Genomic DNA, 13,058 nt, shown 5'->3' with positions numbered 1-13,058 from the left:
ATTTAATAATATATTATTAAATTAATAATATATTATTAAATTATAGTTGGAAATTCCATATAAATCAATAGTAAAATATAAATTTATTAAAATATGAGTGATTTTATAATTAAATCAGTTTTAAATTTTCTTATGATTTCAATTAAAATTACATATTGTAAAATTAATAATTTTATACTTTATTTTTAGTATATAAATTCTTATACTAAAAATATTTTATAAGTATTTTATAAATATGGGTTTTAATATATAAATTTAATGATATAATTAAAACTAAGTATTTTATGTTGGGATAATTTTATTATTAGGTAACTACTTGTTATTTTCATTTTATTTATTATCTTTATTGTTATAAATTAAATAATAGTTGAGGTGAAAAATTTGAATAACACAGAATTACTGAAAAAATATATACCCATTGCTGAATTTATTTCTGAAATCATGGGAAATAATTGTGAAGTAGTAATACAGGATGTAACTGCTCCTAACAATTCTATAATTTTTATAAAAAACGGCCACCTTACGGGAAGAAGTGTAGGCGGACCTCTCACCGATTTAGTTCTTAATATAATTCAAAATAAAACATATAAAGAGAAACCTTTTGCAGCAAACTATAAGGCTGTTGGAAATTTTAAAACATTTAAGTCTGCAAGTTATTTTATAAAAAATGACAATAATAAAATAATAGGTGTTTTATGTGTGAACATAGATATTGAACCTTATAATAAAGTCAAGGATTTAATGGACAAGTTAAGTTTTATATCAAATATAGATATAAATAAGAATGAACAACATATAAAAACTCAGGAACAATTTTACGACAATGTAGATGATCTATTGTATACAATGATAGAAGAAGCTATATCTGAAATAAATATTTTACCTGAGAGAATGTCAGTTGATGAAAAAACCTGTGTAGTAAAACATTTATATGATAAGGGAGCCTTCAACTTGAAAGGCGCTGTAGTTGAAGTTGCCAAGGCTCTTCAAGTGTCAGAGCCTACTATATATAGATATTTAAATAAATATAAATAAAACTAAAATGAGTATAGACCTGTTTTTAATACAAGTCCATACTCATCTTAGTTTCTTTAAGATACCTTATTATTCAATTGGATTAGATCCATGATTTCTACAATGTACCCATCCAGCATATTCAGAATTATTTTTATCCTTTCTCAATACTTCTCTTTCCTTTAGATATTTTTTCGGATTATATCCATATACTTTTCTATCATCACCTACAGGACAAACTTTTATACATACTCCACAGGGATAACAGAATGCAGCTTTTAACTTAGCATGGTATTCAGCACATCTTTTCTTGTTCATATCTGCAACTAAATTTTCTGTAGTAGTGAAAGAAATTGTAGGACAACATTTTCTGCACATTTCACACTTTATGCAAAGATCTTTTTTAAGCATAGGATCAGGTGGCAGAACAGCATTGGTTATGACAGAAACCAATCTCACTCTTGGTCCGAATTCTTTTGTCAATAAAGTATGGTTATATCCAATAGTTCCAAGTCCAGCATATTTTGCAGCTAGTACCTGAGAAAATGCTGCCGCAGGTTTCCTGACAAGAACAGAAATATCTCCATAACAATCTCTTGGGAAAAAAAGTGCCTGATGTCCTAGTGTATTTAAATAATTTGCTATTTTATATGCAGTTTCATCTAAAATTCTATTAGTTGTATTATATAATTCTGAATAAACTATAGATGGAGTTGTTTCAAGCATTGGTAAATATATTTGTGTTCCAAATACAATAACTGTTTTCATACCAGGCCATATATTCTGTGGATAATATTCTGGATTTGTGTCTCTATATTTCTCCCACCTATCTACAGATGCAAAGCCTACAATATTCATACCTAATTTTTTTGCTCTATCTACAATATTATATTTTAATTGATAATTTTTATTTGAAAAGTTTGACATTTAATCCACCTCGTGTATACCTGATTTATACTAAATTATGAATCGAATTTTCTCCAGAAAACTAACTTCTTCTCAAAAAAAGTTAAAATAAAATTTAATAAAATCCCCAATATAGATAACAAGACTATTGCTCCATACATCAATGAAGTATTAAATATTTCCTGAGAATTATTGACTAAAAATCCCAATCCAGATTGTGCACCTATCATCTCAGCTGCAACCAGAACCATAACGGCATAAGCACTTCCAAGTTTAATTCCTGTTAAAATTGAAGGAATTGAAGCCGGAAGGATAACTTTTACAAAAGTCATAAATTTTCCTGACCCCATCGTCAATACAGATTTTATATATATAGGATTAACACTCTTTACTCCACTAATGGTATTTATTAATACCGGCCATAAACTGGCCCAAAATATAATTGCTACTTTAGAAGTTTCTCCAATTCCAAAGAACAATATGAAAACAGGAAAAAGTGCCAATGCAGATATTTGTCTAAAAAATTGTAGGAAAGAATCCAGCAGAGACTCTAGGAATTTGATTCTACCAATAAATAAACCAAGTGGAACTGCAACCATAATAGCAATACCTAAACCAAACATGATTCTTTTTAAACTTATCAATACATGTACTTTAAGCTGTCCATTCTGTTGTAATGTTACAATAGAGTTTAACACCCTTGTTGGAGTACTTGTATAGTTTTCTTTTAGTACTCCTATTTGAGGCAGAATCTGCCACAAAACAAGAAATATAATCAATAATAAATTTGAAAAAATAAGTAAATAAAGCTTTGAACCAATTAATTTAAGCAATTTCATAATCATCACTTCTCTTTCTGTCCTCTGTATTAGAACTTTTATTTACCTGTTGACTTATTTCAGACCATATTTCTTTTCTTAACTTCTGAAACTCACTATTATCATGGCTGCGTGGATATGAAAGATCAACATTAAGTTTTTTTACTACTCTTCCTGGATTAGATCCCAATATAACAACTTCATTTGCTAAATATATGGCCTCATCTACACTGTGAGTTACAAAAACAATTGTCTTTTTAGTTTTTTCCCATATGTTAAGTAATTCATACTGAAGAATTTCACGAGTCTGAGCATCCAATGCAGAAAACGGCTCGTCCATTAAAAGTACTTTGGGATTATATGCAAGTCCTCTTGCTATGGCCACCCTCTGTCTCATACCTCCTGATAGCTGACCAGGATAATATTTTTCATATTTAGATAGTCCAACTAAATCTATAAACTCCCTTGCCATTCTTTTCCTGTCCTTTTTAGGTACTTTATTTATTTCAAGTCCAAGCTCAACATTTTTTAAAACTGTCCTCCATGGAAGAAGTGCATATCCCTGAAATACCATTCCTCTGTCGCTTCCTGGACCATTCACTTTACTCGAATCAACTAGAACATCCCCTTTGGTAGGTTTTATAAGACCTCCTATAATATTAAGCAACGTTGATTTTCCACATCCACTTGGTCCTACCAAACATACAAATTGTCCCTCATAAATATCAAGATTTATATTTTCCAGAACTTTGATATAAGCTTTTTTGTCAGTAGGATGCTGATAAAATTGCTCTACATTTCTTACTGATATTTTTTCCAAATTTTCCATCTCCATCCTAACCTATAATAAATAACGTAAGCATAGTAATTACTATGCTTACTGATAATGAAGTTAATATACAACTAATATTTTCATTTACTGTAAGGATTGAATTCATTTGTATATAGCTCATCAACTTTAACTTGACCTGGCTTTAATTTACCATTTTTCTCCAAATAGTCTATCCACCATTTTACTGCACCTTCTTGAATAACCTGATGAGGATAGTAATTCCATGCTTCAACATCATCAGCTTTAATACCCAATTTTTTTGCTATAATTTCTTTACCCTCATTTTCGTGTGTCTTTGACCAATCTGCCGCTTTACCTACAGCAGCCACAAATCCTTTTACTGCCTTAGGATTTTTCTTTGCAAATTCCTCGCTTGTAAAATATGGACACATTCCACTTATACCCTCTTTATATGCATAGTCATTAGTTAATTCTTTCAAATTCGGGTTTTTAACAGCTTTCTTAGTATATGGTGCATGTACAATTGCAACATCTATAACACCATTGTCAACAGCCTGTTCTTGTTGTGAATCAGGAAGAACAACAAAATGCACATTATTAGGATCAATATTTTGGCTTCTTAAAAACTCCCTTGTAACAAATTCTGAACACGCACCAAATGAATTTATAGCAACTTTTTTACCTGCAATATCTTTAATACTATTTATACCACTGTCCTTTCTTACCATATATCTCATATGAGGGTACTTGGCCAATGTTTGAGTGCCGGCTGCAACTATTTTTAGATTTGAGCCCTGAGCCTTTGCCATTGCAACAAGTGGGGTATGTCTCAATCCAAAATCAATACTTCCAGACGCCACAGATGGAACAATTTGCGGTGCAGGTACTTCTCCAACGTAATCTATCTTTATTCCCTGCTCTTTAAAATATCCATTTGCATCAGCTATGTATACAAGATCATACCATTGAGTATTAGGGTACTTTATTACTATTTCTTTATTACTTGACTTGCTATTAGAAGATGAATTATTTTGTGAACTTTTGGAGCACGCAGTTATACCTATGGACAATGTTATAGCTAAAAATGATACCAATAACTTTTTTATTTTCATAAGCTTAATCTCCTTTTACAAATAGTTTAACTATATATAATAGCTTATTTTTGGACTCCGGACTCCAAAAATAAAAAACCCACTGCCTCATTCAGAGGCAGAAGGTTACTTCCGCGGTTCCACTCTGTTTATCCTGTATACAATATGAAAATCAATATATAAATACAAGACAACTCTTTTTTGGTACAATCATACCTCAATGCTCTAACGGGCATATTCGCTAGAATCTACTAAGCTTCAATTCAGTGCTCCGAGATGCACTTCAATTATTATCGACTAAGATCTCCTCGCATCCATGAGAGATCCTCTCTTATAGTCAAATCATAACCTACTCTTCTCATCATCACAATTTATATTTTTAATTAACTTATTTAAGATAATACTATATAAATATGATTTAATCAAGTATAAAATAAAAAATTTTTTGTATATTGTAAAATTTCTATATTTTAAATTATAAATTGCACTTTTATATATTATTAAATTATATATTATTCAATGCTCTATCAAATTCAGAAATTAAATTTTCAATGTTTTCCAATCCAGTGGAAATACGTATAAGCCCCTTTGATATATTTGCCTTAAAAAGTTCCTGATCACTAAATGCTCTGTGAGAAGTTTTTACAGGATATGATACGGATGTAGCTACTCCAGCTAAACTAGGTACAAATTTTATACTATCAAGTTCTTTTATAAGTTCATAAGCTCCTCTTTCACCAGCATATAAATCTATACTCATCATTCCTCCAAACAAATTATTGGTAAAATTTTTAATAGCTGTTTTATTAGCACGTGATGATTTTAATCCAGGATAAAATACATTTTTGATTTTTTCATGTTTTTCTAAAAATTCTGCTAATTTCAAAGCGTTATTTGAATGCTGCATCATCCTAAGTTCCAATGTTCTGAGACTTCTTACCAAAAGCCAGCTATCAAAAGGACTCATCATAGGTCCATAAAGTGCTGATATATTTCTTATATTTTGAATAAATTCTTTACTTGAAACTGCAATTCCACCAGTTACATCACTATGACCACATAAATATTTTGTAGCACTATATACAACTATATCTACTCCCAATTTCAGTGGCTGACATATTATAGGAGTTGAAAAAGTATTATCCACAATTAATTTTGTATTATGCAAATGAGCTATTTTAGACATTTTAGTTAAATCTGCAACCTCCATCAATGGATTTGATATAGTTTCTAAATATACTAATTTCGTATTTGATTTAAAATATTTCTCTATATTGTCCTCAACAACATTAATAAACGTGACTTCTATATTAAATTTACTCAACTCATCTTTTAGAAACTGATGAGTTCCTCCATATAACACATTATCTGCTATTATATGGTCTCCTGACTTTACCAAAGATAAAATTGACATAGTGACAGCTGCCATACCTGAAGAGAAAACCTGAGCATCTTCTCCTTCATCGATACTGCACATTATCTCCTTCAAAGCATCATGCCCAGGATTCCCATTTCTTGAATATACATATCCCTTGGACTGTCCTTCATATACACTGTCCAGAGTTTCCACATCGTCAAAAGCAAATACCGAGCTCATAAAAATAGGCAGAGTTTTTGATTTTGAAACAGAATCTTGGCTTTGTTCACCATTATGTATAAGATTTGTTGCAAACTCCTTTTTCACAATAAATCCCTCCAAATATCATTTATTTTTAAGTTTATAAAACTAAAACCCCCTGCCTCTATTCAGAGGCAGAAGGTTACTTCCGCGGTTCCACTCTGTTTATCCTATAAAGTATAAAAATTAATTTTTACAAATATAAGGTAACTCTTTTTTGGTACAATCATACCTCAATGCTTTAACGAGCATACTCGCTGAAATCTACTAGAATTCAATTCAGAGCTCCAAGATGCACTTCAATTATTATCAACTAGAATTTCCTCTCACCCAAGGGAAACACTCTCTATAATAGTCAAATTATAATTTACTCTTCTTGTCATTGCAATTAGACGCATATTTGAATTATAGCAATTGTACTATATAAATCAAATTTAATCAAGTACAGATTTTAAGAATCAATTTAAGAAAAAGTTTAGGCTAATGTGTTACAAAAATACTTAACCACTATAAACTACAGATATCAATTGGAACTAAAAAAAGACTTCCTCTGTTATGATCTAATAAATGAATTCTCTATTACTAAAAATCTTTTTCCCTATATAATAAAATGATACAAGATAAATACCTGCTATTATATTAGGCATAATTAAACTTTTCACTGGCATATTTGAATAAACATTTTCTGTTCCAAATTTCTCTATAATTCCTATTATTCCAATAGGAGAAAAATTTCTGCTAACTGTAATTTTATCAGAAACAGTTATAAATATTGAACTAGCAAATCCCACTGTTAAACTTATAGTTTTATTTTTTATAAACATTGATATAATGCCAATAATCAAAGCAAACGAAGCTGCTGGAATAATGGCAGATAAATAAATTACTATGATTCTTGACAATCCATTAAAACTTACTCCAAAAACTAAAGAACTAATAATAAATCCCAAAATCAAATTAATCATTACTATCAAAAACGAATAAATAATCAAGCATAATATTTTAGCTTTAAGTATATTTGTACATTTCTTATCTATATTTGCAAAAAACTTCATATTTCCACTATAAAAATCTTCACCAAAACTTTCTACTGAAAATACAGTCATAAAGAACAAAAAATATGGTACAGCTGATCTGAAAATAAATTCAACACTAAATTGACTTAAAAATATAATACTGTTCATATTCATAATCTGCCATTTGATTTCTGAACTAAATTGCTTACTTTTAGGTGTATTATTTATTATATTACCCCTTGATAAATAAATCATATATATTATAGCTCCAATCATAAAAGCCATAAAAATCAATAATATATAATTTCTCTTTGAACTGAGCATTTTAATAATTTCATTTTTTAAAAATTTAGTTATCAACGTAATATCTCCTTTTTAGTAAATATACTTATATCAAATAATCCAAAAATTATTAAGTAGGATGCAAATAGAATAATAGAAAATTTATCAAATCTATTGTGCAACAAAAAATCAATGCAAAATCTTCTCGGAGTTATATCTCCAATAGTTTTGGAAAAGAAATCAGACATTATTACTAACAAGAAAACTAATAATGATATAATTGCACTATTTTTAAATATTATAGATATTGCAACATATATGAGAAGAATAGGTAATAAAGCAATCAAGAAAAATATAATTGTCTTTATTATTAACAATACATCTTCCTTGGAAATATTTACGTAATTTGAATCTTTAAAAATATAAACAAACGTTAAAACAAAAAATGCGGCTATTATTAATACTGCTGTTATTAGAATTATAGAAATAATTTTTGAGATAAATACTTGATATCTTTTTTTGTAAATAAGAAAAAATTTCATGCATCCACATTGATAATCATAAGTAAATATTTCAGAAACTATTGATGATAACATTATAGGTATAATAATAATTAAATCAAATATATTATCATGTATAAAATCATAAAGTGTTTTTGTTAAAGCTATCTGTCCTCCAAATATTATATTATTCAATAAAACAAATACTAGTAAAAATCCTCCATATATTAAAATCTTTAAAGGAGTAAAAATTTTTATCAATTCATTTTTTATCATATTTATACTCCTGTTTCTTTTAGGAAATAGTCTTCCAGAGATATATTGTTTTTTGAAATGTCTCTAACATCTACATTACTATCTACTATTAATTTATTAATCACTCTAAAATCTCCCTTTTTAATTTCAACATTTATTCCAGTATCCGTATATGTTATTTTTAAAGCTAAACCTCTTAATATGCTCTTGAGTTTATCCTTTTCATTTGATACTATATGATACGATTCCTTATCACCATTCAATAAATTATTTATGGAATCTTCAACAAGTATTTTACCTTTATTTATAATTGCCACTCTATTGCATAAATTTTGAACTTCATTTAAAATGTGAGAACAATATATAAAAGTTGTATTATTTTCATTAGCTAAATGTTTTATTAAATTTCTCATATCCTTAACTCCACCTGGATCTAGTCCATTAGTAGGTTCATCTAGTATAACAATTTTCGGTTTTGTTAGAAATGCCCTTGCAATTGCCAATCTTTGTTTCATTCCCATAGAGTAAATACATACTTTCCTATTCTTATTTTCTGATAATTTAACTAAATCCAAAACTTCATCTACTCTATTACCATCCAAATTTAATACATTGGCATATAATAATAAATTTTTATATCCAGAAAGATTAGTATAAAAACTTGGATAATCTATCATTGCACCAATATTTAACATTATATATTCTTTACTTTCTAAAATTTCTCTACCGCATATGTAAATTTTTCCATTTATGTGCTTCAGCAGTCCTAAAATACACTTAATAGTAGTAGTTTTACCTGCCCCATTTGGCCCTATAAATCCATATATATCACCTTTAAATACTTTCATACTAATATTGTCCAATACTTTATTGTTTTTAAATCTTTTGCTTAAATTTTTCACTTCCAATATTGGTTCCATTGTATATTTCACTCCTGTTTTCATTTCATGAATATATATTATCAAATTTTCATTGTGTTTTTTCATACCATTTCACAAGTAATGTTTATTTATTCATAAAAATAAATTATTAGACAGTCATGTAATAAAATTTAACGTTTATGAAAAGAGGACATCTTTTAAGACATCCTCTTTTCGCCTTTTATCCACAATTCCTGAATAAATATTTTATCTTCAATTGATGTATTTAAAAATACATTTTCATATTTACTATCTATAATACAACGCACATTATAAAGTCCCAGACCTCTGTCTTTCCCCTTGGTAGAAAATCCTTTATTGTATATATTATATATTTCTGGTTTTTTCCCTGAAAAATTATTTTTCAGTACAATTACTACATAATCATTCTTATTTACCATACATATCCATATTTTAGGATATATACATTTTTCTGCCGCTTCAATACAATTGTCCATTAATATACCGAGTATTCTACACAAATCCATTATATTCATAGATATATAATTAATATTTTCAATCATGTCTACTTCTATATCTATATTCATGGACAAAGCATTTATAAGTTTAGTAGATATCAATCCTTTTAATGCTGGCATATTTTTAATATATTTTAATTTATCAATATTACTATTATTCCATCTAATATTCCTGTCCATATCAACTATATTACCATAAAAAAATTTTTTCAAATTTTCTATTTCTCCATTGTCTATATATTCCTTAAGTGATGAAATCATGTTTATATAATCATGCTTAAATTTTCTTGTTTCTCCATACATATTCTCTATAATATGAGTGTACTCTTCTATTTCACACTTTTCTTCAGCCTCTCTCTTCAATTTTACTCTATATTCAACACTTCTATCATAATAATAAATAATTATACTTACGAGAATAATTGATATTAAAGGAAGTGCTGAAGGCACAAAATTACCAAGTAAAAAATAAATTTTGTCCCTACTTATTTTTTTAATTCCTATAGTTAAATAAATTATAAACATAATAAATGTTACTGGTATACTTGCTGCTAAAATCATTCTTAATCTTATCTGTGATTGGGAAATTTCTATATGGACTTTTCTTTTTAAAGTTCTGTTATTTATTATCAAAAATATAAAAACTATAATAATAAATAATATTACAAATTCAATAAAAAAGTATTTAAATGACATTTTGAATATTTTTTGACCTGAAAATGTATATATAATTCCATATATATTGTTTATAAAATAAATGACATATATCATTATCAATATTTTTATTCTAATTTTATCTTCATTATTTTTCAATTGAATAATAGTAATAACTGAAAGTATAGGAAGAATTATTGAATATGAACCTATGAAAATTACTATTCCAACTATAAAAGAGATAAAAAAATATTTTCTCATTTCTTTTACAGTTATTTTATCTTTATATAGTGTATATATGGATATAAAACATATAATACTCATAAGTATAGATGGTACGATTTCATAAATTAAGAGATTATTTATAAAATATTTGATGGTCATCCCAAAAGTCCCTTCTTATATCTGAATGAAACATAGCACTTCTCTCCATTTATCATTATTATTTTATTATGTTTTTTATCAATTTCACAAATTTTATTTTTATTTACAATATATGATTTATGACATCTGTAAAAATTAGGTGTAAGTTTTTCCTGTATATCCTTCAAGTTTCCGTAATATTCAACTTGTCTATTTTCTTCATGAACTTTTACTTTATGTGATGATGCTGTTTCAATAAATAAAATATCATCCATCCTTATATTTATAATTCTATCCTGTGAATTTATAGATATATATTCTTCGCTGTTCTTGTTTTTGTAATATGTATGATATGATTTTAAAAGACAACTATTTACTCTTTCCTTAAAGTCTGCATCGTCCTTTATTACATAATCCATAGCCTCAACTTTATATTTAAAAGCAAGATAACTCATCTCCATATGAGTAGTTATAAAAATTATAAATCCTAAAGGATCTACTTCTCTAATCTTTTCACCAAGTCTTATACCATTTATACTATTTTTTAAATCTACATCCAAAAAATAAATTCCTGTAATATTATTTTTATTTATACTATTTATAACATCTTGAGGGTCTCCAGTAGAAATGGTCACCTTCAAATCCAAATTTTTTCTTAGTATAGTATTTTCAATAAATAATTTTAATTTATTTCTATATACTGAATTGTCTTCACAAATTATAACTTCAAGCATATAATTTCCTCCATATTTACTATTACATATATTATAGCAAATGCCACACATTTGTATTTAAATGTGTGGCATTTTTCCAAATTACATTGTATACCTTTCTAAAATATTCTCAAATTTCATCTTGTTCTTTTCTAACCATAAGTAAAACTGTTCATTTGAACTTTGTAAAATCGTTGCAATTTCATACAAAAACTTCGGTATGCTTTCTCTATGTATATCTCCATAAGAAGAAGCCAACACTGTATTTCCATATCCAAGCTTTCCATACAGATATATTTCAAATACATCCTTCCTTTTGCCGCAGAAACCAATTTCACCTATCTGATGTACACCACAGGAATTTGGACATCCTGATATATGAATTTTAGGCAATACATCTTCACTAAAATTCTTTTCTTTAAAATAGTCAATTATACTTCTTAGCACATCCTGACTATCTAAAAAACCCATCTGACATATTTTAGCTCCAATACAGGCTACAGAATTTTCAAGACGAGTAGTACCTCCAATATGTTTAGTAAGTTCCAAAAGTTTTTTTACCTCCATACCATTTAAATTTCTAATATACAGTCCTTCTGTCATAGCCAATCTTATTTCCACATCTTCTATATTTTTGGTTTCATCTAAAATAATCTTCAAATCTTCTAATGATAATATCCCACCTAATGGATGTACATATAAACTATATAGTCCTTTCTTATTTTGACAAATTATTCTTGGGTCTTCTATAAAAATTTCAACACCGCTTTTATCATACTTTTTTTCTTCAACATGTACTTCTAAATTTTTATCTTGCCTTACTTGTTCGAGATATTTATTATAACAATCTATAAAATGTTTTTGCCCCATTCTTTCCATTATATATCTTATACGAGCTCTAGCTTTATTTTTGTAATCACCCTCATTTATAAACAGCCTTGTCATTGCTTCAACATGATATAAAACATCTTTTGGTTCTACAAGTTCAGGAAATTCAGCAGCTATTTTAGCATTTCTCCCAAGTCCACCTCCTAAATATACCTTGAAATATTTTCTGTTATTTTGAAATACCGCCAAAAATCCAAGATCACACACTGTCGTATGTGCCGCATCTTTTTTATTTGCTGAAAATGCAACCTTTAATTTTCTAGGAAGTTTATATGTATATATTTTATTTAAGAAATAATTGCTAACTTCCAATGCATAAGGAGACACATCAAAGGCTTCGTCATTGTCCACCCCACTTAGAGGAGACATTGCGACATTCCTTGGAAAATTTCCTCCTCCTCCTCTTGAGTACAGTCCTTTAACTATACCTTCCTTCATAATGTCACAAATGTCATCAATATTCATTCCATGAAGCTGAATTGCCTGACGTGTAGTCAGATGTATACTATTTAGACTATACCTTTTGGCAAAATCATAAACTAACTCAAGATCTTTTCTTAAAACTACACCGCATTGTATTCTAAATCTTATTACAAATTCTTTTCCACTTCTATGAGCATATACACCCATTCCCCCAGAAGCTGCTTTAAATTCACCTCTGCTAATTTCGCCATTTAAAAATTTATGTCCTGTCTCTCTAAATCCTTCTACTTCGCCAAGAAGAACTTCATTTAAATTTTTCACTATA

At 28.0% G+C, this 13,058-nt stretch carries 12 protein-coding genes and 1 other annotated feature; of the genes, 1 reads left to right on the top strand and 11 read right to left on the bottom strand.

The features are described 5' to 3' along the window. The first annotated feature begins 372 nt into the window (after positions 1 to 372). On the top strand, positions 373 to 1,035 hold the full coding sequence (locus KM800_RS13030) for a helix-turn-helix transcriptional regulator (protein ID WP_330655640.1): 663 nt from the start codon (positions 373 to 375) through the stop codon (positions 1,033 to 1,035). A gap of 69 nt (positions 1,036 to 1,104) precedes the next feature. On the opposite strand, the gene KM800_RS13025 is transcribed toward KM800_RS13030, so the two are convergent. From KM800_RS13025 to KM800_RS12975, 11 genes are all read right to left on the bottom strand, one after another. Beyond that, entirely contained in the window at positions 1,105 to 1,941 is an 837-nt protein-coding gene (locus KM800_RS13025; RefSeq protein ID WP_217813478.1) for an epoxyqueuosine reductase, read from the bottom strand. Positions 1,942 to 1,976: 35 nt separating this feature from the next. Beyond that, complete coding sequence (locus KM800_RS13020) at positions 1,977 to 2,759, bottom strand: ABC transporter permease (protein ID WP_217813477.1); 783 nt, start codon at positions 2,757 to 2,759, stop codon at positions 1,977 to 1,979. After that, the gene (locus tag KM800_RS13015) at positions 2,746 to 3,567 is read right to left on the bottom strand and encodes an ABC transporter ATP-binding protein (protein WP_254906565.1); all 822 of its coding nucleotides are present in this window, start codon (positions 3,565 to 3,567) and stop codon (positions 2,746 to 2,748) included. Before KM800_RS13015 ends, KM800_RS13020 begins: the two co-directional genes overlap by 14 nt. 83 nt (positions 3,568 to 3,650) lie before the next feature. Then, positions 3,651 to 4,643, bottom strand: a complete 993-nt coding sequence (locus KM800_RS13010; RefSeq protein WP_217813475.1) for an ABC transporter substrate-binding protein — start codon at positions 4,641 to 4,643, stop codon at positions 3,651 to 3,653. Positions 4,644 to 5,127: 484 nt separating this feature from the next. Beyond that, complete coding sequence (locus tag KM800_RS13005; protein WP_217813474.1) at positions 5,128 to 6,306, bottom strand: trans-sulfuration enzyme family protein; 1,179 nt, start codon at positions 6,304 to 6,306, stop codon at positions 5,128 to 5,130. A gap of 61 nt (positions 6,307 to 6,367) precedes the next feature. Further along, positions 6,368 to 6,632: a binding site (T-box leader), on the bottom strand. A gap of 168 nt (positions 6,633 to 6,800) precedes the next feature. Further along, entirely contained in the window at positions 6,801 to 7,616 is an 816-nt protein-coding gene (locus KM800_RS13000) for a hypothetical protein (protein ID WP_217813473.1), read from the bottom strand. Then, on the bottom strand, positions 7,613 to 8,314 hold the full coding sequence (locus KM800_RS12995) for a hypothetical protein (protein WP_217813472.1): 702 nt from the start codon (positions 8,312 to 8,314) through the stop codon (positions 7,613 to 7,615). The genes KM800_RS13000 and KM800_RS12995 overlap by 4 nt, the downstream gene beginning before the upstream one ends. A gap of 2 nt (positions 8,315 to 8,316) precedes the next feature. After that, a complete protein-coding gene (locus tag KM800_RS12990) occupies positions 8,317 to 9,213 on the bottom strand; it encodes an ABC transporter ATP-binding protein (protein ID WP_217813471.1) in 897 nt (298 codons plus the stop codon). A gap of 158 nt (positions 9,214 to 9,371) precedes the next feature. Continuing rightward, entirely contained in the window at positions 9,372 to 10,730 is a 1,359-nt protein-coding gene (locus KM800_RS12985) for a sensor histidine kinase (protein ID WP_217813470.1), read from the bottom strand. Next, positions 10,727 to 11,443 carry a LytR/AlgR family response regulator transcription factor gene (locus tag KM800_RS12980; protein WP_217813469.1) on the bottom strand — a complete coding sequence of 239 codons (717 nt, stop codon included), beginning with the start codon at positions 11,441 to 11,443 and terminating at the stop codon, positions 10,727 to 10,729. The genes KM800_RS12985 and KM800_RS12980 overlap by 4 nt, the downstream gene beginning before the upstream one ends. A gap of 81 nt (positions 11,444 to 11,524) precedes the next feature. Continuing rightward, positions 11,525 to 13,054, bottom strand: a complete 1,530-nt coding sequence (locus KM800_RS12975; RefSeq protein ID WP_217813468.1) for a nitrite/sulfite reductase — start codon at positions 13,052 to 13,054, stop codon at positions 11,525 to 11,527. Positions 13,055 to 13,058 lie beyond the last annotated feature (4 nt).

The organism is Clostridium tyrobutyricum (genome assembly GCF_019144085.1).
GTDB classification, from domain to species: domain Bacteria; phylum Bacillota; class Clostridia; order Clostridiales; family Clostridiaceae; genus Clostridium_B; species Clostridium_B tyrobutyricum_A.
This window is presented reverse-complemented; position numbering and strand designations above follow the sequence as displayed.

Excerpts from the sequence above, each read along its gene's own strand:
- KM800_RS13025 (WP_217813478.1), bottom strand. The coding sequence starts at position 1,941 with ATGTCAAACTTTTCAAATAAAAATTATCAATTAAAATATAATATTGTA.
- KM800_RS13020 (WP_217813477.1), bottom strand. The coding sequence starts at position 2,759 with ATGAAATTGCTTAAATTAATTGGTTCAAAGCTTTATTTACTTATTTTT.
- KM800_RS13015 (WP_254906565.1), bottom strand. The coding sequence starts at position 3,567 with ATGGAAAATTTGGAAAAAATATCAGTAAGAAATGTAGAGCAATTTTAT.
- KM800_RS13010 (WP_217813475.1), bottom strand. The coding sequence starts at position 4,643 with ATGAAAATAAAAAAGTTATTGGTATCATTTTTAGCTATAACATTGTCC.
- KM800_RS12995 (WP_217813472.1), bottom strand. The coding sequence starts at position 8,314 with ATGATAAAAAATGAATTGATAAAAATTTTTACTCCTTTAAAGATTTTA.
- KM800_RS12990 (WP_217813471.1), bottom strand. The coding sequence starts at position 9,213 with ATGGAACCAATATTGGAAGTGAAAAATTTAAGCAAAAGATTTAAAAAC.
- KM800_RS12985 (WP_217813470.1), bottom strand. The coding sequence starts at position 10,730 with ATGACCATCAAATATTTTATAAATAATCTCTTAATTTATGAAATCGTA.
- KM800_RS12980 (WP_217813469.1), bottom strand. The coding sequence starts at position 11,443 with ATGCTTGAAGTTATAATTTGTGAAGACAATTCAGTATATAGAAATAAA.